Annotated in this window: 22 protein-coding genes and 1 pseudogene; 12 read left to right on the top strand and 11 right to left on the bottom strand. The window is 44.5% G+C overall.

Annotated elements, in window-relative coordinates; genetic code table 11:
* Together purE and VXP95_RS12250 are read right to left on the bottom strand one after the other, a co-directional pair.
* The gene (purE, locus tag VXP95_RS12255; RefSeq protein ID WP_416682167.1) at positions 1–513 is read right to left on the bottom strand and encodes a 5-(carboxyamino)imidazole ribonucleotide mutase; all 513 of its coding nucleotides are present in this window, start codon (positions 511–513) and stop codon (positions 1–3) included.
* A 198-nt stretch (positions 514–711) separates the two neighbouring features.
* Positions 712–1,053 carry a DMT family protein gene (locus VXP95_RS12250; protein WP_064095281.1) on the bottom strand — a complete coding sequence of 114 codons (342 nt, stop codon included), beginning with the start codon at positions 1,051–1,053 and terminating at the stop codon, positions 712–714.
* A gap of 243 nt (positions 1,054–1,296) precedes the next feature.
* On the opposite strand from VXP95_RS12250, the gene mpl reads away from it, so the two are divergent.
* Positions 1,297–2,661: a UDP-N-acetylmuramate:L-alanyl-gamma-D-glutamyl-meso-diaminopimelate ligase gene (gene mpl, locus VXP95_RS12245; protein WP_416682140.1), complete on the top strand. Its 1,365-nt coding sequence runs from the start codon at positions 1,297–1,299 to the stop codon at positions 2,659–2,661.
* A 357-nt stretch (positions 2,662–3,018) separates the two neighbouring features.
* The gene (locus tag VXP95_RS12240; protein WP_064095273.1) at positions 3,019–4,101 is read left to right on the top strand and encodes a zinc-dependent alcohol dehydrogenase family protein; all 1,083 of its coding nucleotides are present in this window, start codon (positions 3,019–3,021) and stop codon (positions 4,099–4,101) included.
* 69 nt (positions 4,102–4,170) lie between these two features.
* Here VXP95_RS12240 and VXP95_RS12235 read toward each other — a convergent pair whose 3' ends face one another.
* Complete coding sequence (locus VXP95_RS12235) at positions 4,171–4,644, bottom strand: BLUF domain-containing protein (protein ID WP_416712118.1); 474 nt, start codon at positions 4,642–4,644, stop codon at positions 4,171–4,173.
* A 196-nt stretch (positions 4,645–4,840) separates the two neighbouring features.
* Here VXP95_RS12235 and VXP95_RS12230 point away from each other — a divergent pair, with 196 nt between their 5' ends.
* Positions 4,841–5,188: a hypothetical protein gene (locus VXP95_RS12230; RefSeq protein WP_064095271.1), complete on the top strand. Its 348-nt coding sequence runs from the start codon at positions 4,841–4,843 to the stop codon at positions 5,186–5,188.
* Here the strand turns inward: VXP95_RS12230 and VXP95_RS12225 are convergent.
* On the bottom strand, positions 5,181–5,471 hold the full coding sequence (locus VXP95_RS12225) for a GNAT family N-acetyltransferase (RefSeq protein ID WP_416712117.1): 291 nt from the start codon (positions 5,469–5,471) through the stop codon (positions 5,181–5,183). The genes VXP95_RS12230 and VXP95_RS12225 overlap by 8 nt on opposite strands.
* Positions 5,472–5,772: 301 nt before the next feature.
* Here VXP95_RS12225 and VXP95_RS12220 point away from each other — a divergent pair, with 301 nt between their 5' ends.
* Both VXP95_RS12220 and VXP95_RS12215 read left to right on the top strand, forming a co-directional pair.
* Complete coding sequence (locus VXP95_RS12220) at positions 5,773–6,966, top strand: sugar transporter (RefSeq protein WP_416712116.1); 1,194 nt, start codon at positions 5,773–5,775, stop codon at positions 6,964–6,966.
* A 331-nt stretch (positions 6,967–7,297) separates the two neighbouring features.
* A complete protein-coding gene (locus VXP95_RS12215) occupies positions 7,298–8,263 on the top strand; it encodes a TerC family protein (RefSeq protein ID WP_416706331.1) in 966 nt (321 codons plus the stop codon).
* Positions 8,264–8,302: 39 nt separating this feature from the next.
* On the opposite strand, the pseudogene VXP95_RS12210 reads toward VXP95_RS12215, so the two are convergent.
* Positions 8,303–8,817: pseudogene (locus VXP95_RS12210) on the bottom strand (nucleotidyltransferase family protein).
* A 159-nt stretch (positions 8,818–8,976) separates the two neighbouring features.
* Between VXP95_RS12210 and guaD the strand changes: the two are divergent.
* From guaD to VXP95_RS12195, 3 genes are all read left to right on the top strand, one after another.
* Positions 8,977–10,296, top strand: a complete 1,320-nt coding sequence (gene guaD, locus VXP95_RS12205; RefSeq protein WP_416712115.1) for a guanine deaminase — start codon at positions 8,977–8,979, stop codon at positions 10,294–10,296.
* Positions 10,297–10,507: 211 nt separating this feature from the next.
* A complete protein-coding gene (gene hpt, locus VXP95_RS12200) occupies positions 10,508–11,035 on the top strand; it encodes a hypoxanthine phosphoribosyltransferase (protein ID WP_064095267.1) in 528 nt (175 codons plus the stop codon).
* Between the two features lie 193 nt (positions 11,036–11,228).
* The gene (locus VXP95_RS12195) at positions 11,229–11,486 is read left to right on the top strand and encodes a GlsB/YeaQ/YmgE family stress response membrane protein (protein WP_144724926.1); all 258 of its coding nucleotides are present in this window, start codon (positions 11,229–11,231) and stop codon (positions 11,484–11,486) included.
* Positions 11,487–11,592: 106 nt separating this feature from the next.
* On the opposite strand, the gene VXP95_RS12190 is transcribed toward VXP95_RS12195, so the two are convergent.
* Positions 11,593–12,294, bottom strand: coding sequence for a DsbC family protein (locus VXP95_RS12190; RefSeq protein ID WP_144724928.1), 702 nt, complete (start codon positions 12,292–12,294; stop codon positions 11,593–11,595).
* Positions 12,295–12,677: 383 nt separating this feature from the next.
* On the opposite strand from VXP95_RS12190, the gene VXP95_RS12185 reads away from it, so the two are divergent.
* Positions 12,678–13,823, top strand: a complete 1,146-nt coding sequence (locus VXP95_RS12185) for an MFS transporter (RefSeq protein ID WP_064095264.1) — start codon at positions 12,678–12,680, stop codon at positions 13,821–13,823.
* Positions 13,824–13,856: 33 nt separating this feature from the next.
* On the opposite strand, the gene mnmE is transcribed toward VXP95_RS12185, so the two are convergent.
* The 5 genes from mnmE to rpmH all read right to left on the bottom strand — a co-directional run bounded on the left by mnmE (position 13,857) and on the right by rpmH (position 17,963).
* Positions 13,857–15,215 (bottom strand): tRNA uridine-5-carboxymethylaminomethyl(34) synthesis GTPase MnmE, encoded by a 1,359-nt coding sequence (gene mnmE / locus VXP95_RS12180; RefSeq protein ID WP_416682149.1) that lies wholly within the window; start codon positions 15,213–15,215, stop codon positions 13,857–13,859.
* A 92-nt stretch (positions 15,216–15,307) separates the two neighbouring features.
* Positions 15,308–17,071, bottom strand: coding sequence for a membrane protein insertase YidC (gene yidC / locus VXP95_RS12175; protein WP_416712114.1), 1,764 nt, complete (start codon positions 17,069–17,071; stop codon positions 15,308–15,310).
* 5 nt (positions 17,072–17,076) lie between these two features.
* A complete protein-coding gene (gene yidD, locus VXP95_RS12170) occupies positions 17,077–17,397 on the bottom strand; it encodes a membrane protein insertion efficiency factor YidD (protein ID WP_004281931.1) in 321 nt (106 codons plus the stop codon).
* 9 nt (positions 17,398–17,406) lie between these two features.
* On the bottom strand, positions 17,407–17,799 hold the full coding sequence (gene rnpA, locus VXP95_RS12165; protein WP_416682150.1) for a ribonuclease P protein component: 393 nt from the start codon (positions 17,797–17,799) through the stop codon (positions 17,407–17,409).
* A 29-nt stretch (positions 17,800–17,828) separates the two neighbouring features.
* Positions 17,829–17,963, bottom strand: coding sequence for a 50S ribosomal protein L34 (gene rpmH / locus VXP95_RS12160; RefSeq protein ID WP_000831329.1), 135 nt, complete (start codon positions 17,961–17,963; stop codon positions 17,829–17,831).
* A gap of 663 nt (positions 17,964–18,626) precedes the next feature.
* On the opposite strand from rpmH, the gene dnaA reads away from it, so the two are divergent.
* The 3 genes from dnaA to recF all read left to right on the top strand — a co-directional run bounded on the left by dnaA (position 18,627) and on the right by recF (position 22,375).
* On the top strand, positions 18,627–20,009 hold the full coding sequence (gene dnaA / locus VXP95_RS12155) for a chromosomal replication initiator protein DnaA (RefSeq protein WP_064101908.1): 1,383 nt from the start codon (positions 18,627–18,629) through the stop codon (positions 20,007–20,009).
* Between the two features lie 108 nt (positions 20,010–20,117).
* On the top strand, positions 20,118–21,266 hold the full coding sequence (dnaN, locus tag VXP95_RS12150) for a DNA polymerase III subunit beta (protein WP_064095259.1): 1,149 nt from the start codon (positions 20,118–20,120) through the stop codon (positions 21,264–21,266).
* 29 nt (positions 21,267–21,295) lie between these two features.
* Positions 21,296–22,375, top strand: coding sequence for a DNA replication/repair protein RecF (gene recF, locus VXP95_RS12145; RefSeq protein ID WP_416682153.1), 1,080 nt, complete (start codon positions 21,296–21,298; stop codon positions 22,373–22,375).
* The last annotated feature ends 14 nt before the right edge of the window (positions 22,376–22,389 follow it).

Genomic DNA, 22,389 nt, shown 5'->3' with positions numbered 1-22,389 from the left:
TTAAACCTGGCCTGGAATATTGTTGCTTGCCACTTTATCTGTTTGCGCCATACGGAAATCTGCAACATTTTTTGCGATCTCTGGACGAGTCAAACCCAGAATTTGCGCCGCCATAATGGCAGCATTCGTGGCACCGGCAGGACCAATCGCCAAGGTACCGACTGCAATACCGGCTGGCATTTGCACAATAGACAACAATGAATCAACACCGTTTAAAATCGAAGATTTCACCGGCACACCCAGTACTGGCAAATCAGTTTTCGCTGCACACATCCCCGGTAAATGCGCTGCACCGCCTGCACCGGCAATAATCACCTGAATACCACGATCACGCGCTTGCTCGGCATATTCAAACAGGCGGTCTGGGGTACGATGTGCAGAAACGACTTCGGCTTCAAATGGGACACCAAGCTGTTTAAGCATATTGGCAGTGTGTTCGAGAGTTGCCCAATCTGATTGAGAACCCATGATAATACCTACGAGAGGAGTATCTTGTGCAGCAGCCGCATTCATTGCAAATTTTCCAGAGATTAAAGTAAGAAAAGATAAATCTCGACGAGAGAGCCAAGCTTGAATAGGAGTACTCATTATAGACTGAAAATTCAGCTTCATAAAATTTAACGGTCAAAGCAAGACTCGATTTTTCTTATTTTTTTATTGAATTCTTAAAAACTGGAATAAAAATAGGGGAGTAGTCGTAGTTACTGCCATTTAGGAACTGCGGAATACAAAATAGATACATCCGCACAGACACAAAGCGGCCCAGAGATAATCCAGTCTAAGCGGCTGTTTAAACATGAAAATCATGAAAGGTACAAACACCAGTAAGGTCACCACTTCCTGGGTAATTTTCATTTGACCGACAGCCAGTCCTTGCTGTGCCAGTAATTTGGTCGCCGGAATCATCAGGCTATATTCAAACAGGGCAATGATCCAGCTGAATAAAATTGCCTGCCAGAGGGGTGCATCATGCGGCAAAAACTTTAAATGTCCGTACCAGGCCAGTGTCATAAAACAGTTGGCAATCACCAGAAGAAATAGAGCCTGGAGCATCTGCATGCACTCTGCAAAAAGGTTTAACTTATTTTACCGTTTATTTGGTGAAAAGATATTGCACTGCTTGTAACTTTTCTTTGAGTTTATCCTTGAAACTGGATTAAAAAAATCCCGCAATCCGCTCTGAGTTTTGACTATCTTTTCGTGTAAAGCCTTGCTATCGTTGCTTGCAAATTGAATAAATCATGCCAGTAGCACCAATCTAAGGTGACAGGGTCAGACAGGAACGGAGTGAAGTAGATGCATCTGCATATTTTGGGTATTTGTGGCACCTTTATGGGCTCGTTAGCGCTACTTGCACGCGATCTAGGCCATCAGGTAACAGGTTCTGACCTGAATGTATATCCGCCGATGTCGACCCAACTTGAAAATGCAGGCATTACTTTAATGCAGGGCTATGATCGTAGTCATTTGCAGCCTCATCCGGATCTGGTGATTGTCGGTAATGCCATGAAGCGCGGCATTGATGCTGTGGAATACATGCTGAATGAAGGTCTGCCTTATATTTCGGGTCCGCAGTTCCTGGCCGATCATGTGCTGCAGGGCAAACATGTTTTAGGTGTTGCCGGAACACATGGCAAAACCACGACCACCACCATGCTGGCCTGGGTCCTGGATCAAGCCGGTCTGGAGCCGGGTTTCCTGATTGGTGGTGTACCCCTTGGCTTTTCGGAAAGCGCACGTCTGGGCGGTGGCAAATACTTCTGTGTCGAAGCGGATGAATATGACTCTGCTTTCTTCGACAAGCGTTCCAAGTTCGTACATTACCATCCTAAAACTGCAATTTTAAATAACCTGGAATTTGACCATGCCGATATCTTCGATGATCTGGCAGCAATTCAAAAACAGTTCCATCATTTAGTCCGTACCATTCCCAGCGAAGGCCGGATTATCGCACCAATTACTGAAAGTAATATTGATGAAGTCTTGGAACAAGGCTGCTGGACACCGGTGGTGCGTACCAGTCTGGATGCCAATGAAAAAGCTGAGCTGTATGCTGAGCAGTTATCGGAAGATGGTTCCCATTTCAAAGTGCTGCAACATGGTGTGGTCAAAGGTGAAGTGCTGTGGAATATGACCGGGCAACATTCAGTTGCCAATGCACTTGCGACAATCGCAGCCGCTGAACATGTCGGGGTATCCATTGCAACAGCCTGTGAAGCGCTATCGAATTTTGGCGGAGTAAAACGCCGTATGGAGCTGCTAGGCACAGTCCGTGGTATCGAGGTGTATGATGATTTTGCCCATCATCCGACAGCGATTGACACGACCCTGGAAGGCGCACGTAAACGTCTGGGTGAACGCAAACTCTGGGCGATTATCGAACCGCGCTCCAATACCATGCGTATGGGCAGCCATAAAGATGGTCTGGCCCATTCTGCTCGTCTGGCGGATGAAGTGATCTGGTATCAACCTGAAGGGCTGGACTGGGATCTGCAACCGGTCATTGATGCTGCACCCAACAAAGCCAAAGTTGCACGCACACTGGATGACATCATTCAGACTGTGGTCGCTGAAGCAGGCGAGGGTGATGCCGTAGTGATTATGTCGAATGGTGGTTTTGGCGGTTTGCATCAGAAGCTAATGACTGTTTTAAAAGCATAAATTAATCTAGATTCAGTAAAAAAGCCCGCTTAGCGGGCTTTTTTAACAGGTTAAAATATTCATTGAGCACAAGTGTATACCTGTGCTGATCTTGAAATACCATGACTTGGATATTGATCCAAACAGCGGATTCCTGCCTAAATCTCCCCTGATGATTTTTTGTTGCAATCTATACATAAGACTCATTGTAGCCCCATAACACGCAAGGCATAATCGGGAAGAATACAGGTATTTATAGACCTGAAAGCCAGATCATGAATCAGTCCATTGCTGCCACTCTAATAAAAGCGATCAAGGCATTCACCATTCTGGCTAAGCCAGGTCATTCTCACTCCTCACTCCCTTAGGAGATGTGTCATGACAAGTATGAAAGCGATGGTCTATTACGGCGAAAATGATATCCGCTTTGAAGACCGCCCTGTTCCCACCCTTTTGCATCCTGGCGATGCCATCATCAAACTAGAAAAAGTCACGATTTGTGGTACCGATCTCGGGATATGGAAAGGTAAAAACCCGGAAATTGAGCAGGAAGCCGTACGAAAAGAAGGTAGTTTTAATGGCCGGATTCTGGGCCATGAAGGCATTGGCATAGTGGAAGAAGTCGGTGCGGCAGTCAAGAACTTCAAAAAGGGTGACCGGGTCATTATCTCCTGTGTCAGCCGCTGTGGAACCTGTGAAAACTGCCAGAAACAGCTGTATGCCCATTGTCGCAATGACGGCGGCTGGATCATGGGTTATATGATTGACGGCACTCATGCCGAATATGTGCGTACTCCCTTTGCCGACACTTCACTTTATCATTTACCTGAAGGCCTGGATCAAGACGTGGCCGTGTTTCTCTCAGATATTTTGCCTACTTCCCATGAAATTGGGGTGCAATATGGCGATGTCAAACCCGGTGACAATGTCGCTGTGGTCGGCGCAGGGCCAATTGGCATGAGTTGCCTGTTGACTGCACAATTCTACTCACCTGCCAATATTATTATGGTAGATACAGATGATAACCGGCTGGAATTTTCCAAAACTATAGGGGCGACTCATACCGTCAACTCCGCCAAGGAAGATGCCATCCAGAAAATTTTAGAGATTACTGATGGGCGCGGTGTGGACTGTGCCATTGAAGCAGTAGGGATAGAACCTACCTGGAATATTTGTCAACATATCGTCAAAGAGGGTGGACATGTTGCCAACGTCGGCGTGCACGGCAAACCTGTCAGCTTTGAACTGAACAAACTCTGGATTAAAAACCTGACGATTACTACAGGTCTAGTCAATGCCAATACAACCGGTATGCTGCTCAAAACCTGCTGTTCCGGCAAACTGCCACTGGAAAAACTGGCAACCCATCATTTTAAATTTGCCGATTTTGAAAAAGCCTATGATGTATTTAAACATGCAGCTGATGAAAAGGCATTAAAAGTCATGATTGACATGAACTGATGCCTGTCAGATAAAAAAGTCCGCTATGCGGACTTTTTTATTTTCTACTTTTATCTACAGATCAATAGATCAGAAATAGGGGACATACCCGCGTTGCTTATAACCTTTTGGTGATGCCAGACTGGCCTGATTTTCCTCCAGGCGATACAGCACTTTTAAAAATTCAGAAATTTCTGACTGCTGTAAAGCATGCGGTTCAAACTGCTTGAAACCTAAACGTGAAAATAAAGAAGAAATTTCACTATGTTTATGCACATATTTCATTGACCATTCCGAGAAATGGGATTGCTCTACGATCGCATCTTCAAAACGCAGGACATTGTGATGGCGGGCATCTCGAGAAATGCGCTGAAATAAGCTTTCCACTATTTCAGCCTGACCTTCCAGACATTGGAAAAACTTGCCATGGGAATAATATAAAACGCCATGAATCTGATGCTGTTGATTAAAATTCCGGGCAGTCGCCAAAATATCGCTCAACTCTTGTAACAACTCTTGTTCAGATTCTATCCGTTCACTGGCATAGCAAAGTTGTAGCATCATGCGTCTTACTCAGAGGAGGAATTAAAACTACAGTTTAATCAATTATTTTACCTCAAGTCGACTATTTTTTAAGCAAATATCCGTTTTTGCTTACAAGCATTTCTGTTTGCATTTTAGATTTGAACTTTTAACAATAGCTCTAAATTATTAAACGAATATTTTCATACACCTATCATAAACATAAGGACACAGCCTGATGTTAAAAGATTTGATCTTAACCCTTGGCTTACTATGTGGGTGTTTTGCCCTGATGATCACTTTAAATAATCTGACCTTCAGTACTCAAACCAATCTGCTCATCAGTTCGATTTTTATCAGCTGGGCCATTTTGCAATTTGTCGGTCATCACATTTATTTCCATGCCAGTTATCTGCTGATTATGGCAATTTTGTTGATGCTGCAACAATTTGAAGAAATTTTCTGGGCCATGACCGGTATGATGGCAGGCTTTGGTATATATACCCTGTTACAGGGTGTAGTTCTGCCTGTCTTAAAAGAAAAACTAGGCCGATCTTTTGAAAAATCCCCCTGGATAGTCAAATAGCCGTTGCTGCGACATCGGCCAGACTAGAATCACGTTTAAACATGACATCCACATAGGAACATTGCGGAACAATTTTCAACTGTTTCTGGCGGGCAAAATCCACCAGTACGTCCAGCATTTTGCGTGCAATCCCCTGACCGCGTAAGGAATTGTCTACCCAGGTATGATCGGCCACAATGGTTGACGCATCATGCCACTGGTAGGTAATTTCGGCCAGACATCGGCCATTCTCTTCCATAAAAAATACACCGCCGCGTTTTGAATCCTGATGTTGAATATCCATACTGAAAGCTGATCCTGTATAAAATTGCTGGTTCCTTCAATTTAAAACATCTTGCTGAATTAACAATATAAATTATTGTTAAGTTTTTAATAGGTAATGAAATTTTTTATTTCACTCCCTTATTCATTTTAAATTTTCCTGCCCTCTATCAGGTTTTATTGCTGTCTTAATTGCAGGGATAATCTCGCTTAAATCATCACAGTTTTTTCTACATTTTTTTCTTTCTAGAATTTTAATTTTTATCTACTTCCTGATTAAGAGACAGGATTAGAATACTGCATCTTTTTACAGGCAATCCCTTATGTCTGATTCAGCTTCTGCTTCTTCTGTCACCCAGCAATGGATTGGGGTAATTGCCTTAGCCTGTGCGGCTTTTATTTTTAATACGACTGAATTTATTCCTGTGGCCTTACTAAGCGGAATCGGCCATAGCTTTGCCATGTCTGCGACCCAGATCGGTATCATGCTCACTATTTATGCCTGGGTCGTGGCATTACTCTCACTTCCGATCATGCTACTCACTAAAACCGTAGAACGGCGTTTTTTGCTGATGCTGGTCTTTGCAGTATTTATTTTGAGTCATGTCCTGTCTTATTTTGCCTGGAGTTTTAGTGTACTACTAGTTAGCCGGGTCGGGATTGCCATTGCACATGCCTTATTCTGGTCGATTACTGCCTCACTCGCGGTTCGGGTGGCACCTAAAGGTAAAGAATTTCAGGCACTGGGCTTGCTGGCCACAGGAACAGCCATGGCTATGGTACTGGGCATTCCGTTTGGCCGGATGATTGGTGAAGCATATGGCTGGCGTAACAGTTTTGCCCTGATTGCCTGTGCAGCGCTTATCATTTGTCTGATTCTGGCCAAAGCCTTGCCATTGCTTCCAAGTGTCAATTCAGGCTCCCTCAGCAGCTTAAAAAGCCTGATCAAACGTCCAAGCCTGATGCTAGTCTTTACCCTCACCATTCTGGTGATTACGGCGCAGTTTACCGCTTATAGCTATATTGAACCATTCTCCCTGAATATCGCCCGCTTTGATTCAGCCCAGACCACAACTTTACTTCTGGTTTATGGCGGAGCAGGATTCTTGGGTTCTTATCTGTTTGGCCGCTTTGCCGCACAGTTTCCGAAAATGACTATTCCTGCTTTTACTTTTGGACTGGTTATTTCCATGCTGCTGTTATTGCCCTTGTCGAGCACAGTCACAGGCCTCTCTGGCTTATCTCTGCTGTGGGGTTTGAGCATCATTGGTTTCAGCCTGGCCCTACAATCCAAAACCCTGAATCTTGCGGCAGATGCTACCGATGTCGCCATGGCCATTTATTCAGGACTATATAATGTTGGTATAGGTGCAGGTGCCTTACTTGGCGGTATCATCACCAGAAAGATCGGTTTAGACAGCATAGGCTGGGTAGGGGCGGGGCTGGCAATGCTTGGATTTCTGCTCAGTATCTATCTGGTTAAACGTCCAGATTTTCTGTCCAAAGCTGCTGATTAAACGCTGCTTTTTTGTAAAATAAATTGTGATTTCCAGTCAGATCTGTCATGCTCCTTGCATATTGAGCAATCGCTCAAACAGAATTGAGTTTGAACAAGGGGAGTAGCCTCCTCCAAACGTTTAAGAATGAAATTTCAGTTTTTGAACGTGTCAGAATATCGTCATTACACTTTGCAAAAAGTCGGTATCTGAGCATCTTTAGGTCACACTTGATATAAAAAAGTGAAACACCAAGATGTAGGCAAGACCTTGATCATGTTGTTATAGATGTTTTTCATCTGGCAGCTGGTCAAGGTTTTTTATGGCCAGTCGTCCGATGTGGAGAATTCACATGGAAACAATTGGTACGCTCTGGCTGTATCTTGTCTTTTTCGCAATTGTCGCCGTCATGCTGGTGATCGATTTTATCGGCTTTAAGCATCAGCATGGCCAGGAAGTAAAAGTCCGCACTGCGGCCTACTGGAGTATCGCGTGGGTCAGTGTCGCCACCTTATTTGGTGGCGGTTTATGGCTGTATCTGGAACAGACTGTAGGTGCGGCAATTGCCAATACCAAGGTCATGGAATACTTTGCCGGTTATCTGCTGGAAAAATCCCTGGCAATTGATAATGTTTTTGTCTGGCTGATGATCTTTGCCGCCTTTGCCATTCCACCGGCGCTACAACGTAAATTGCTGTTATATGGTGTACTGGGTGCGATTATACTCAGAACCATCTTCATTTTTATTGGTGCCTGGTTTGTACAGGAGTTCTCCTGGATTCTGTATATCTTCGGTGCGTTCCTGGTGTATACCGGCTTCAAGTTTCTGCGCGGTCAGCATGAAGAAGACAGTAATATTGAAGATATGGCCATCCTGAAATGGCTACGTAAACACATGCGTATCACCCCGAAACTTCAGGGTGACAAATTTTTTGTACGTCAAAACGGATTGCTCTGGGCAACGCCGTTGTTCCTGGTCCTGATTCTGGTCGAAGCCTCTGATGTGATCTTTGCCGTCGATTCTATTCCAGCTATTTTTGCCGTTACCACCGACCCCTTTATTGTTCTCACTGCAAACCTGATGGCGATTTTAGGCCTACGCGCCATGTTCTTCCTGCTCTCAGGTGCAGCTTCAAAAATGCATTATCTGCCTTATGGTCTCGGGATCATTCTGGTCTTTATCGGCTTTAAGATGCTGATGCTGGATGTGTTCCATATGCCGATCTGGATTTCCTTAAGCTTTATTGTGCTTGTCTTGACTATCACTGCAATCTTGTCGATTCGACATAGCAAGAAGCATAACGAAACCACACTGTAAAATTAAGCATTAAAAAAGCCTGCATCAGCAGGCTTTTTTTTAGTGTTCTATCAGGGATAATTTGGGCCATTTTTGCAAAAAATGTTGCTCAATATGCGTTGATCGAACACGGCATAGCTGACTAAATTTGGATTCCAACGCAACTTTAACTCAAATAAATCGATCAAACCGAAAGGGGTGATCAACTCTAACGCATTATCATCTTGCAGGCGCAGTGCCAAAGCTGTGGCTGTTTCTGGCCAAAGAGATAGGGGCTGTTCAACTGAAGTCAAAGGTTCAATCCTTTTATTTTGATCGCTCCGGTACCACTCATGTACAAAAGCTTGATTAGTCACATCCCAAATAATATCTAGAAAATAGTTCTTTAGCTGATCTGCCAGTTGCCACGCTAAAGGACGAGCCTGCTCATTTTCATCATAGAAAATCACATCGACCTCAGTATGATTCATTTCATATTCCCAGCCATGTAAATGTGCCCAGATCACATGACGTAATACACCCGCTGCGACATAAGCTTTAGAGTGCAATTGTGCTAACTGATGCAAGATGCGCATTAAGATCGGCTGCGCACGCACGATCTATTGCAATTGATTATGATCATTGGATGGGGTCATAGAAGAATCGGGATCACTATTTAAATATGAATGTTCATACAAACATGGCAATTTTTTCAGCTACAATCAATCGAAAAAATCAAAAAGCGTAGGTTTAAAATGTCTTCTGTAATTGCAACGACAGCGATCCGTGGTCGCTTCCTCGACATTCAGAATACAGTTGCCCAAGCACGTGATATACACGACCAAGTGCGATATGTAGAAGATGGTTTACTCATCATAAAAAATGGAAAAATCCAGTGGTTTGGCTCCTGGCAGGAAGGACAGCATCAACTTGCTGCAGGGCTAACGGTGACCCACTATCCTGAACAGCTCATTATTCCCGGCATGATTGATACCCACATCCATTTCCCGCAAACTGAAATGGTCGGGGCTTATGGTGAACAGCTGCTGGAATGGTTAAATACCTATACTTTTCCCACTGAAATCCAGTTCCAGGATTCATCCTATAGCGAAAAAATTGCCGAATTTTTCGTGCAGGAATTGCTTAAAAATGGCACTACGACGGCATTAGTCTTTTGTACTGTGCATCCTGAATCTGTAGATGCTTTGTTCAATGCGGCGACCACGCGCAATATGCGCCTGATTGCAGGTAAAGTTCTGATGGATCGTCATGCGCCAGATGCCCTGATGGACACTGCAGACAGGGCTTATTCTGAGTCTAAAGCCCTGATCGAGAAATGGCACGGTAAAGGACGAAACCTGTATGCCATCACACCGCGCTTTGCTCCGACCTCAACACCTGAACAACTGCAAAAAGCCGGCCAGCTCAAAAGTGAATATCCGGACGTGTATGTACATACCCATCTCAGTGAAAATAAAAACGAAATTGCCTGGGTAAAAGAGCTCTTTCCAGAACATGAAGGTTATCTGGATGTTTACCATCATTATGGTTTAACCAGCAGCAAATCCATCTTCGCACATTGCGTACATCTGGAAGAGGGGGAGTGGGACTGTATGCAGCAGACCGACTCTGCGATTGCTTTCTGTCCAACCTCCAACCTGTTCCTTGGCAGTGGTTTATTTCCCCTGAAGAAAGCCTGGAGTAAAGGAGTTAAAGTCGGTTTAGGTACAGATATTGGAGCAGGAACATCCTTTAACCAGCTGCAAACCCTGAATGAAGCGTATAAAGTTCAACAGCTGCAGGGAGAAAAACTATCAGCTTTTGAATCGCTGTATCATGCCACTTTAGGTGGTGCTAGAGCTTTAAGTCTGGATGACCGGCTGGGTAACTTCAACATTGGCAAAGAGGCAGACTTTGTGGTTCTGGATCTGAATGCGACTGCCTTACAAACACTGCGGCAGAGCAAGGCGAGGAATATTGAAGATACCTTTTTTGCACTGACCATGCTGGGGGATGACCGTAATATTGCAGCTACTTATGTTGCTGGACAAGCTGTCTATGTCAAAGCCCAATAAACCGCGTCAGCGCCGGATCATTTTGACTGCAATCGTTGCTCTCTGTGCTTTTGCACTGAAACGAGACTCCCGGCAGCCAAAAAAATGATTACATTTACCGCAGGTAAAACAGGTGCATCTCAGCTAAGGATGTATTAAAATTACCGCAATTCAGGTGTTGCAGGTCAACACCTTTTTTATTTTGCTATTTTTACTTTTTAGGTATCTACCCATGACCGTTCAAATGAGCGTAATGATTTCCGCTGAAGAAATTCAAGCTAAAGTCAAAGAGCTTGGTGCTCAAATCGATGCACACTATGCCAATAGTGACAAAGAACTTGTGCTCATCGGTTTATTACGCGGTTCAGTGATTTTTATGGCTGACTTATGTCGTGCCATTAACAAGCCGCATGAACTCGACTTCATGACTGTATCCAGCTACGCGGGCGGTACGGTATCAAGCCGCGATGTTAAAATCCTGAAAGATCTGGACGGTGAAATTCATGGTAAAGATGTACTGGTCGTTGAAGATATTATCGACTCGGGCAATACCTTGAGCAAAGTACTGGAAATCCTGCAGACCCGTAAACCTAATTCTATTCAGTTATGTACGTTGGTAAGCAAACCTTCACGTCGCGAGATTGAACTTGAGGTGAAATTTTTGGGCTTTGAAGTTGAAGACAAGTTTATTGTCGGTTATGGCCTGGATTATGATCAGAAATACCGTCATATTCCTTTTATTGGTGAAATCGGTCTTTAAGATTGGGTTAAATCGATAAGCACTGTTTAGAAAGTGGCCTTGTGCCACTTTTTTTTATTTCTTGAATAATTTCAGTAACACAGGGAACAAAAACACAACAGCCCGTTTCAGGATTCAACTTTTTATCCACCCGACTTTATTTCAATATGAGTGAACGATGTAAAACAAAGATATGACAAGAAGGAGTATGCATATGTGGACAATTATTATGGCTATTGTCATCGGTTTTATAGCAGGTCTGATTGCTCGTGCCATTCATCCCGGTAACGATAAGGCAGGTTTTATTATGACGACCTTGCTAGGTATAGCAGGCTCCTTGTTGGCAACTTTTGCTGGCCGTATGCTGGGTTTGTATTCTGCGGACTCAGCTGCCGGTCTGATCGCTTCGGTGATTGGTGCGGTGATTATTCTGTTTATTTATAATATGATCAACAAACGCCATACCGTCTAAAGCAATTTGCCATTTCGGTTAGGCTAGGCTTAATTGCCGGCATATAAAAAAAAGCACCTGATCAGGTGCTTTTTTTATATTGCATAACGGATCATTTGATTGGATATTATAGCTCGAATTCTTTAAAGATCTGTTCAATCTGTTCTGCCGGATAGGCACCCATCACCTTAAAACCATTTGAAAATATAATCGCTGGTGTTCCATTCACACCTAAAGATTGCGCCAGTTTGTTATTACGCTCAATCGGATTGGTACAGCCTTTTTTAGAACCCGGCTGAATTCCTTTAGCAATCAAATCTTCCCAAGCCTGGGCTGGATTGGACTCGCAGTACACCTGTTTTGAAGGAGCCACAGATTGCGATTTTAATGGCAGGATAAAAGTATAAATAGTTACATCATTGAGTTTTTTCAGCTCTAGTTCAAGTTTTTTGCAATACGGGCAATTTGGGTCAGAAAAGATCGCAATCTGACGTTTACCCGTACCTCTTACACTTTTCAGTGCATCCTGAAGCGGTAATTTTTTCCAGTCGATACTATTTTGTTTTAGCATTAAATCGCGGGTCAAATTATGCTGATCCTGAATCCGCAGCATCGGGCCGGCAATTACATGCTTGGCATCTTCATTCAGATAAACCACCTGGCCCTGCATGGAGCCGCTATAAATGCCTTGCATTTCTGTGGTCTGAATATTTTCAATTTTTAAGTTAGGACTGTTTTTGGCCAAATTCGTTTTCACCGTATCAATATTGGCGAATGCAAAGCTTGAAACGAAGGCACTTAAACTCATGATCAGTATTTTTTTTAACATGAATGTTCTACATGAATTAGATAAAAATGTACTTCGATTCTAAACGCTCTTCTTTTAAATTTCTCAAGCATTTATGTTACTGCGCATTCTGGGTTAAATCCTCTTGTGATGTTTCACGTGGAACAAAAAAGAAGAATTACATTTAATTCAACCACATCAAAACCAGAATAAAAACAAATAAGTATTTGTATTTTATTATTAAATTATGATTTAAATTATTTCCACCAAAGATCTGGGCAATTCAGCCTTGACCATTTTTCTCTATCCATTCTAAACTGCAGACACTTTCTATATTCCTCGCTATGCCCTGACATGGATTGGCCAAGGATGAATACTAAAATGGCATTTTCATGACAATAACGACCAGCTGGCGACCGTTCTTGATGGTTAGCCTGGCTTTAATGATGGGAACGCTTGGCACAGCTTTGGCGAGCCCTCTTTATCCCATCTATCAGCAACTCTGGCATTTACTGCCCAGTCAGATTACCTACATTTTTGTTGCCTATATGTTGGGCTGTCTCTCGACCCTGTTATTTTTGGGCAGGACCAGCAATAGCATCGGATTTTTACGCACCCTGCAAATTGGTCTGGCACTGATCACACTGGGACTTATTGTTTCGGTCTTTGCCCAGAATGCACTCATACTATCGATTGGCCGTTTTATTATTGGGATTGCCTCAGGCCTGATGACTACTTCTGCCATGATGGGTTTGCTGTATACCATTCCAGAAAGCCATAAACATACAGCACCGCAACTGATTTCAATCATTACCGCAATGGGGTTTGGTTTGGGACCTCTGGTCGGGGGAGTGATTGCACAGTTTTCCGCTGCACCTTTGGTGATGCCATATTTACCGGTTATTCTGGGCGCTATGTTCTGTCTGTTTGGTCTGTTCTGGATCAAGGTGCCCAAGGTTGAGCTGCAGCCCTTTAGTATGGCACCCAAACTGCAACGACCTGAAGCAAAGTTTCATCTGGTGTTTATGATTATTGCAGTAACGGCTTTTAGTGCTTTTGCTGCCTTTAGCCTGTTTGCTTCTCTGTCCCCCTCCTTTGTCCGCAATATTTTACCTTGGCATGGTCCTCTGGTCAGTGGCCTAGCCATTACCAGTATTCTGGTGGTCTCGGTGATCGTGCAGATGATGGCCAAAACGGTCGCAGCTTCAAAATGTCTGAATATTGGCCTGATGATGATGGGTTTAAGCATGATAATTCTGGCGCTCTGTATGTACGCAAAAATCAGCCTGCTTTTTTTTATCAGTGATCTTTGCTTTGGAATCGGCCATGGTTTTGCCCTGATGGGGGCTTTTGCAATGATTCACCAAATCACCAGCATGAACAACCGTGCAGCCGTCATGTCGACCTATCTGTTTATTGCCTATCTGGGCACCATTGTGCCCATTATTGCTGTGGGTTATCTGGCCGATCACTGGGGGCTGGATTTCGCCGTAATCAGCTTTTGTATCGCGATCAGTCTGTTGTGTTCTGCACTGTGGTGGACTTATCAAAAAGCCCCTGTAGCTGCCTAAAAAAATCCCTCAATTGAGGGATTTTTTAAATAATTATTTACCAATACAGAACGATCCGAAGATCTTACCCAGCAGATCATCGGCACTAAAATCACCCGTGATTTCGCCCAAGGCATTTTGTGCCAGACGCAAGGACTCTGCCACCAGTTCCCCCGCGTTATACACCACCAGCTGTTCACGCGCTTCAGCCAAGTACATTTGAGTGCGCTTCATTGCGTCTAAATGACGGGTACGGGCAATAAAGGTGTCTTCCTCAGGCTGGAAGCCTGCATGCGCTGTAATCGCTTCTATGAGCGCCTGAACGCCGGTTTCCTGTTTGGCGGAGACGGTGATATGGCGAAAGCCATTTAAATCCCCAATCTTGGCTTTAGTACCGGTCAGGTCGCATTTATTGCCAATCAGCATCAAACGTTTCGGTTCGATATATTCGGCAAAATATTCCTGAGCAAGTTGCAGCGGATCTTCCCCCTGGCTTAAATCATAGACCAGTAGTAATAAATCAGCCTGTTCAATTTCTTTAATCGCGCGGCGGATTCCTTCTTTTTCAACAATATCGCCGGTTTCACGCAAACCTGCGGTATCGGTGAGGGTAATTGGCAGACCATTTAAGGTAATTTTTTCATGCAAGACATCACGTGTGGTACCGGCAATATCGGTCACAATCGCACGTTCAATTCCGGCCAGCGCATTCAGCAGAGAGGATTTACCGGCATTCGGTTTACCTGCAATTACGACTTGCAAGCCTTCACGTAATAACTGACCTTGACGTGCAGATTGCTGTACTTGAGTGACTGCACTGGATACGCCATCCAGCAGATTTAAAATCTTGCCATCCGCCAGAAAATCAATTTCTTCTTCCGGGAAATCAATCGCGGCTTCCACATGCAAACGCAGGTGAATCAGCTGCTCAAGCACTGCATTGACTTTGGTCGAAAACGCGCCTTGCAAAGAACGTACCGCAGAACGGGCGGCTGCTTGCGAGCTTGCATCAATCAGGTCGGCAATCGCCTCGGCCTGCACCAGATCCAGCTTGCCATTCTCAAAAGCACGCATGGAAAACTCACCCGCTTTGGCCGCAGTAGCGCCCAGCTCAAGCAAACGGCCGAGCAGGGCATTCTGAATTACCGGCCCGCCATGACCTTGCAGTTCCACCACATCTTCACCGGTAAATGAGTTTGGATTCGGAAAACAGATGACCAGTCCTTCATCCATGACCTCACCGGCTGCATCATAGAACTGGCGGAAACCGGCAAAACGCGCTTTAGGCAGCGCTTTTTGGGTCAGTTGCTGGGCAATCTCATAGGATTTTGGACCAGACAGGCGAATCACCCCAACGCCGCCACGTCCTGGTGGAGTTGCAATCGCAGCAATAGTTGTGGTTCGGTTGAGCATAAAATTCACCTGCAAAGACTCAAAAGTACAGCCAAAAAAAATCCGCCTAAGATTACCATCTTAAGCGGATTTATTCAGCCTATCCGTACAACTTAGTTGACTGGAGTGGCCTCATCACGTTTAGCACGATCTTTGGCAACAGACTTGTTAATCAAAGTTTGTTGCAGAATCGTGATCAAGTTGTTGACGATCCAGTATAAAACCAAGCCTGCCGGGAAGAATAACAAGAATACCGTAAAGATAATCGGCATAAACTTGAAGACTTTCGCCTGCATTGGATCGGTCGGCTGCGGATTTAACGACTGCTGGATATACATGGTCAAGCCCATCAGCAATGGCAGGATGAACCAAGGATCCATTGAAGATAAATCCTGAATCCACAGAATCCATGGGGCATGACGCAGTTCAACCGATTCCATCAATACCCAGTACAAGGCCAGGAAGATTGGCATTTGCAATAATAGCGGTAAACAGCCCGCAAGCGGATTGACCTGTTCACGTTTGTACAATGCCATCATTTCTTGAGAGAAGCGCATCCGGTCTTCACCGAATTCTTCTTTCATGCGCTGCATTTCCGGGGCAATCAAGCGCATTTTCGCCATCGAGCGATAGCTCTTCGACGACAATGGCCACAGGATCAGTTTCACCAGAACGGTCAACAGAATAATTGCCCACCCCCAGTTACCTACCAAGCCATGGAAGAATTCAAGACCCACGAACAGCAATTTTGCAATTGGCCATAACCAGCCATAATCAACGGTCTGGTTTAAACCTGGAGCCAAATCTTTCAGTTCTGACTGGATTTTTGGACCTGAATAGAAAGTCGCATCTACTTCAGCCACGGTACCTGCAGGCACATTGAAAGTCGGTGAAGTAAAACCGATGATGTTCATGTTATCGGTTGATTTGCGTGATTCAAGCTTGGCGCTATAGGCTTCACCATCGCCTTGAGTCAACTTCAGATGACCTGGTACCCATGCACTCACAAAGTAATGCTGCACCATTGCCACCCAGCCGCCTTTGGCTTCAGTACTGACTTTCTCTTCAACAAAGTTGTCGAATTTAAGTTTGTTATACTGCTCGTCCGGAGTACCCCATGCACCGCCCAGGAATGTTCCCAGCGTGAAGATACCCTGATCGGATTTACCCGGATCTTCCGAGTTATCCCGTTTGATCTGACCGAACATCTGACCTTGCCAGGTCTGGCCACTGCGGTTAACCACTTTATGGTTTACCACGACCGGATATTCACCTTCAGTGAAATTGAAGGTCTTGATGATCTCGACACCATCAGCGGTTTTAAACACCAGCGGTACAGACAAGACTTTCAGGTTTTTACCGTCTTTGCTCTTGACTGTCTTTGCATCTGCCAGAGTATAAGTGGTTTTTTCCATTTCATAGGTTGGACGGCCGTTACGGCTGCTGTCCGGTCCATTCAGACCGATCAGGCCAGACTGGGCGACATAGGTCCGTTTCGCATCGCTTTCCAGCATGACGAAAGGTTCATCGCTGTCTTTGTTCTTGTCATGATTGAGTAATTCAACACGAACAATATCACCACCCTTGGGATTAATCCAAAGATGATAAAGGTCAGTTTGTACTGAAATAAGCTGCTGACTTACAGGTGCTGTGGCATCCGTGGCTTGCTGCGCCGGCACATTTGCTTGTGGCAGATCAGAGGCAACTGTAGCCGTCTGACCATTTGGCAAATCTGCAGATACGTCATGCGAAACAACAGCAGTTTCCTGCTGCGGTTTTGTTTCAGCATTTCCATAATCTTTTTGCCACGCCAAAATGAGCAAATATGCGACAACAAACATGGCTCCGAGAATTGCAATCCTGGCCCATTGTTGCATATGTATTACCCCAAGTGGTGAGAGTGATTTTGGTTCAATAAACGATCACGAAAGGGTACAGCAACGTGAAGCGTTTGAGAATCTATTTGCTGAAATGAAATAAAACGAATCGCTTTTGAGGGAACAGGATCATATCCCGAGCCCCCCCACGGATGACAACGGCAAATACGTTTAGTAGCCAGCCACACTCCACGCCCAGCGCCATGCATCTGGACTGCTTCCAAGGAATATTGAGAACAAGTTGGAATATAACGACAGCGCGGTCCAAGAAGAGGACTAATCGCAATCTGATAGAAACGGATCAACCAATGCAGTAAACGTACCATTGGCCAACTCTACTTTTGTGGGAAGGGGGCTATTTTTGAATGCTTTTTGGCAAGACGGTTAAGTTTTTGCCAGGCAAATTGTAATTGCTGGTGCAATTCTGCATTAGGTACTGTCTCAATACCAATTTTCGGCATGATTACAATATCTAAGTCATCTAATTGCTGTTGATGCAGGCGAAAACTTTCGCGAGCAAGTCGTTTTACTCTATTTCTTTCGTGTGCGCGTCGCACTTTCTTCTTGGCAACAACTAAACCCAAACGGCTATTTGGCAGTTCGGAATGTTTTGCAAGAAATAAGAAATGGGGTTGATGCACTTTAAAAAGCGCACCATCAAAGACACCTTTATAATCGGCAGCACAGCGTAATCGCAACTCTGTGCCAAAACTATAAAGTTTTGTCATAACACCCAAAATCGTCTTAGCGTAACTGATTAAACAGTTAAGCTATGACGACCTTTTGCACGACGGCGAGCTAATACTTGACGACCAGCTTTAGTAGCCATACGAGCACGGAAACCATGAACACGCTTACGCTTTAATTCAGACGGTTGGAATGTACGTTTCATATTGAAACTCCAAAAAATGATCTTTCTGTGAAGGTCCGCGATTTTAGTGCTCATTGCTTGAGCTGTCAATGCAAAAGCACTTTTCTTTTCAAATAAGAGCAAAAAAGAGAGAAGGTGTATTTTTTATGCAGAACTGGATAACACTATCTCGATTTGAGTTAACCACAAATCAAGTTATTGTTATTTAAATAAATATAAGTTATAAACAACTCTATCAACAAAGTTATCCACATGTTATCCAGAGTTTAAATTTGAACTTCGAGTTTTGAATTTAAATTTAATGCTTTATGAGTTATCCACAAAAACTCGCGATCTTATAAGTAAATTCAAATTTATAAATTTAAATTTATTACTATTAGGGAGCACTTTTTCTATGGATAAGCTATTTTTTATTTATATAAACATTGATTTATGTTGTGGATAAAACTGTTGTTATTAATTTTATACTTTGTGGATAACTTTGTGATATATTTTATCCACAGCTTGCGGATAAACTTATCCACACCGGGTTTTAAATTTAAATTTATGCACCTTGATTTCTTTTTGCACAATTTTTGTGGAAATTGCCATGACAGATGTGGATAACTTGGTTAGAATGGCGACCCGCTTTTGGTCGCGGGCAGCTTTTTTTCGAATGAACAATGGAATGAATAGGGGATTCACATGCTTTGGACGGACTGCTTAAATCGCCTGCGACAAGAGCTCTCTGGAAATGTCTTTACCATGTGGATTCGGCCATTGGTTGCAGAAGAGCTGGAGGATACCTTGCGTCTTTATGCACCGAATCCCTACTGGACGCGCTACATTCAGGAACATCATCTGGAACTGATTTCAATTCTGGCAGAACAGCTGTCTGAAGGTCGTGTGCGTAAAGTTGAAATTCTGGTAGATTCTCGCCCGGGGGCAATCTTGTCTGCGAGTGAACAGCCGGCCACCACGACTGCTGCGCTAGAATCTGCACCTGTTGTCGCGCCATCCCCGCGTCCCAAGAAAGAAAAAGAAGATTCAGGCAAAAATAGCCGTAAACGTCAGTTGAACCCCTTATTCACCTTTTCGCTGTTTGTGGAAGGTCGTTCTAACCAGATGGCAGCAGAAACCTGTCGTAAGGTACTGACCCAGCTGGGTGCTTCCCAGCATAACCCCTTATTTTTATATGGTCCGACCGGTCTGGGTAAAACCCATTTGATGCAGGCAGTCGGCAATGCACTGTTGCAGGCCAAACCGAATGCCCGGGTCATGTACATGACAGCAGAAAGTTTTGTGCAGGATTTTGTCAGCTCTTTGCAGCAGGGCAAGGTTGAAGAGTTTAAAAAGAACTGCCGCTCTCTGGATCTGTTACTGGTTGATGATATCCATCTGCTGGCGGGTAAAGAAGCCAGTCTGGTGGAGTTTTTCTATACTTTTAACGCACTGCTGGACGAGTCCAAGCAGATTATCCTGACCTCGGATCGTTATCCTAAAGAGCTGACCGAACTGGATCCACGTCTGGTTTCACGTTTTTCCTGGGGCTTATCGGTAGGTGTTGAACCACCGGATATTGAAACCCGGATTGAAATTTTGCTGAAAAAAGCAGAAAACACCGGAGTGGATTTACCACGTAACTGTGCGCTGTTTATTGCCCAACAGGTCGTGGCCAATGTACGTGAGCTTGAAGGTGCGCTGAATAAAGTGGTGGCGATTTCACGTTTCAAAGGCACGCCGATTGATCTGGATGTAGTGCGTGAATCTTTGAAAGATGTGCTGGCGATTCGAGCGCGTACCATCAGTACTGAAAACATTCAGCGTGTGGTCAGTGAATATTTCCGTATTCCGTTAAAAGAGATTGTTGGTCCAAAACGTACCCGGATTTATGCCCGCCCCCGTCAGCTGGCGATGGGCTTGGCCCGTGAACTCACCGGCGACAGTTTTCCGGAAATTGGCATGGCTTTTGGGGGGCGTGATCACAGTACCGTGATGCATGCCTGCGAGAAAGTACAGAGCCTGCGCGAAGAAGATCCGATCTTTAACGAAGACTATAAAAACCTGCAACGTCTGTTGCAAAGTTGACCGAAAACGCTCAAATTCTATTCTTGCTATGCGGCTGCTTTTGCCGCATAGTAAACCGTCAAAAAATCACTTTTTCTATATTAATCTTCAGCTTTAGAGGAATGCACCGTGCGTTTAAAAATCGCGAAAGAAAGCTTACTGAATGTTCTCTCACATGTCGTAGGAGCGGTTGAACGTCGCCATACCTTGAATATCCTGTCTAATCTGAAAATTCAGGTGACCGCACAAGCATTGACCGTAACCGGTTCGGATCTGGAGGTTGAGCTGGTGGCGAGTACGGCGCTGGCTGAAGGTGCCTGTCTGCAGGAAGGTGAGACCACAGTTCCTGCACGTAAACTGATTGATATCTGTAAGTCACTTCCTTCAGCGGCATTGATCGATTTGCATATTACTGAAGACCAGCGCTGCATTCTTAAATCAGGTAACAGCCGTTTTGTACTGGGTACCTTGCCTGCTGATGATTATCCATTACTAAATACTGAAAACACGCAAGGCACGCAAGTGACAGTGACACAGCGTGAACTGAAACGCCTGTTTGAAAAAACTGCTTTTGCCATGGCGGTTCAGGATGTGCGTTTTTACCTGACCGGTACCTTGCTGGAAATTGATGCCAATCAGCTTCGTGCAGTGACTACCGATGGTCACCGTCTGGCACTGTGTGAAACGACAGCACAATCTACAGCAACCCAGCCGATTCAGGCGATTGTGCCACGTAAAGCCGTTGCAGAATTACAGCGTCTGCTGAGCGTTGAAGATGAGCAATTATCTTTATTGATTGGCCGTGAACTGCTCAATGTGACCATTACCATGCCAAGCCGTGACAAGGAACAGGCGGATATTACCGTACGTTTCACGACTAAACTGATTGATGGTAAGTTCCCGGACTACCGCCGTGTAATTCCACGTGGTGGCGACAAAGTGGTGATGATCGCACATGACGTGTTCAAGCAGTCTTTGCAACGTGTGGCGATTTTAAGTAATGAAAAACTTCGCGGTGTGTTTCTGAACTTCAATGCCGATTCCTTGCAGCTTCGCGCCAATAACCCGGAGCAGGATGAAGCAATTGAAGACCTGGCAATTCAATATTCAGATTCCCCGCTAGAAATGTCATTTAATGCGCAGTATCTGATTGAAGTGCTCGGGGTGCTGGATGGCGATGATGTGTCGATGACCATGACTGAAGCGAACCAGTCTGTCTTGGTACAGGACCCGGCACATACAGATCAAGTCTATGTTGTCATGCCGATGCGTGTTTAAGCCGCGGCTTTTTGATACTCAGATAAGCTATGCATATTACGCGTTTACATATTGAGCGTGTACGGAATTTAAAGACGGTTGCTCTCCACGGATTGCAGCCGTTTAATGTTTTTTATGGCCAAAATGGTTCAGGTAAAACCTCGATTTTAGAGGCGATTCATTTACTGGCTGCCGGACGTTCCTTCCGTACCCATATTCCCAAAAATTATATCCAGCATGGCGCACAGGATGCGATTGTGTTTGCACAGTCCGCGACTGAAAAAATAGGCATGCAAAAAATGGCTGGCGGGGAGCAGTTGATTAAGGTCAATGGTGATCTGGTCGCGACTCAGGGTCAGCTGGCCAAACTGCTACCCTTGCAGCTGATTGATCCGCAAAGTACCGATATTATTGATCATGGTGCCAAACCACGGCGTCAATTGCTGGACTGGTTGATGTTCCACGTGGAACCGGAATTTTATCATGCCTGGCAATATTATTCACGTGCACTGAAACAGCGGAACAGCCTGCTCAAAAGCAAACGCTTTCTCAGTCTTTCCGATCTGGAACCGTGGAACCAGATGCTGAGTGAATATGGAGAAATCCTGCATTCGCAGCGTGTCGGGATCGTAGAACAATGGAAGCCATTTTTTGAAGATGATCTGAAACAGTTGTTACCTGACGTACAGGTCAGTCTGGAATACAGTCCAGGCTTCCATAGTGAAAGCGGTCTGTTGAATGACCTGACCAATCATCATGAAAAAGACTGCGAGCGACGCTATACCGAATATGGTCCACATCGCGCAGATTTGCGTTTAAAGACCCCGATGGGGGACGCAGATGTAATCCTGTCGCGCGGGCAGAAAAAGCTGCTGATGATCGCATTAAAACTGTCGCAAATCACAATGCTACATTCTTGTAATAAGGAAACTGTGGTATTATTAGATGATGTGACAGCAGAATTAGATTTAACCGCACAACAACGTTTAATTGAGCGATTGAGCCAACTTGGTAGTCAAGTTTTTATTACCACCTTAGACCATGAAGCAGTACAGAAGCACTTACATGATTTGTCTATCTCATATCAGTTATTCAGTGTTGAAAACGGTACTGTTCAAGTTGTGCAATAATATTTTTTGAGTTT

Source organism: Acinetobacter sp. 226, assembly GCF_048147925.1.
GTDB classification, from domain to species: Bacteria; Pseudomonadota; Gammaproteobacteria; order Pseudomonadales; family Moraxellaceae; genus Acinetobacter; species Acinetobacter pecorum.
The sequence above is the reverse complement of the archived record's forward strand: the minus strand, read 5'-3'. Positions and strand labels throughout refer to the sequence as shown.

Excerpts from the sequence above, each read along its gene's own strand:
- purE (WP_416682167.1), bottom strand. The coding sequence starts at position 513 with ATGAATGCGGCTGCTGCACAAGATACTCCTCTCGTAGGTATTATCATG.
- VXP95_RS12250 (WP_064095281.1), bottom strand. The coding sequence starts at position 1,053 with ATGCTCCAGGCTCTATTTCTTCTGGTGATTGCCAACTGTTTTATGACA.
- mpl (WP_416682140.1), top strand. The coding sequence starts at position 1,297 with ATGCATCTGCATATTTTGGGTATTTGTGGCACCTTTATGGGCTCGTTA.
- VXP95_RS12240 (WP_064095273.1), top strand. The coding sequence starts at position 3,019 with ATGACAAGTATGAAAGCGATGGTCTATTACGGCGAAAATGATATCCGC.
- VXP95_RS12235 (WP_416712118.1), bottom strand. The coding sequence starts at position 4,644 with ATGATGCTACAACTTTGCTATGCCAGTGAACGGATAGAATCTGAACAA.
- VXP95_RS12230 (WP_064095271.1), top strand. The coding sequence starts at position 4,841 with ATGTTAAAAGATTTGATCTTAACCCTTGGCTTACTATGTGGGTGTTTT.
- VXP95_RS12225 (WP_416712117.1), bottom strand. The coding sequence starts at position 5,471 with ATGGATATTCAACATCAGGATTCAAAACGCGGCGGTGTATTTTTTATG.
- VXP95_RS12220 (WP_416712116.1), top strand. The coding sequence starts at position 5,773 with ATGTCTGATTCAGCTTCTGCTTCTTCTGTCACCCAGCAATGGATTGGG.
- VXP95_RS12215 (WP_416706331.1), top strand. The coding sequence starts at position 7,298 with ATGGAAACAATTGGTACGCTCTGGCTGTATCTTGTCTTTTTCGCAATT.
- guaD (WP_416712115.1), top strand. The coding sequence starts at position 8,977 with ATGTCTTCTGTAATTGCAACGACAGCGATCCGTGGTCGCTTCCTCGAC.
- hpt (WP_064095267.1), top strand. The coding sequence starts at position 10,508 with ATGACCGTTCAAATGAGCGTAATGATTTCCGCTGAAGAAATTCAAGCT.
- VXP95_RS12195 (WP_144724926.1), top strand. The coding sequence starts at position 11,229 with ATGTGGACAATTATTATGGCTATTGTCATCGGTTTTATAGCAGGTCTG.
- VXP95_RS12190 (WP_144724928.1), bottom strand. The coding sequence starts at position 12,294 with ATGTTAAAAAAAATACTGATCATGAGTTTAAGTGCCTTCGTTTCAAGC.
- VXP95_RS12185 (WP_064095264.1), top strand. The coding sequence starts at position 12,678 with ATGGTTAGCCTGGCTTTAATGATGGGAACGCTTGGCACAGCTTTGGCG.
- mnmE (WP_416682149.1), bottom strand. The coding sequence starts at position 15,215 with ATGCTCAACCGAACCACAACTATTGCTGCGATTGCAACTCCACCAGGA.
- yidC (WP_416712114.1), bottom strand. The coding sequence starts at position 17,071 with ATGCAACAATGGGCCAGGATTGCAATTCTCGGAGCCATGTTTGTTGTC.
- yidD (WP_004281931.1), bottom strand. The coding sequence starts at position 17,397 with ATGGTACGTTTACTGCATTGGTTGATCCGTTTCTATCAGATTGCGATT.
- rnpA (WP_416682150.1), bottom strand. The coding sequence starts at position 17,799 with ATGACAAAACTTTATAGTTTTGGCACAGAGTTGCGATTACGCTGTGCT.
- rpmH (WP_000831329.1), bottom strand. The coding sequence starts at position 17,963 with ATGAAACGTACATTCCAACCGTCTGAATTAAAGCGTAAGCGTGTTCAT.
- dnaA (WP_064101908.1), top strand. The coding sequence starts at position 18,627 with ATGCTTTGGACGGACTGCTTAAATCGCCTGCGACAAGAGCTCTCTGGA.
- recF (WP_416682153.1), top strand. The coding sequence starts at position 21,296 with ATGCATATTACGCGTTTACATATTGAGCGTGTACGGAATTTAAAGACG.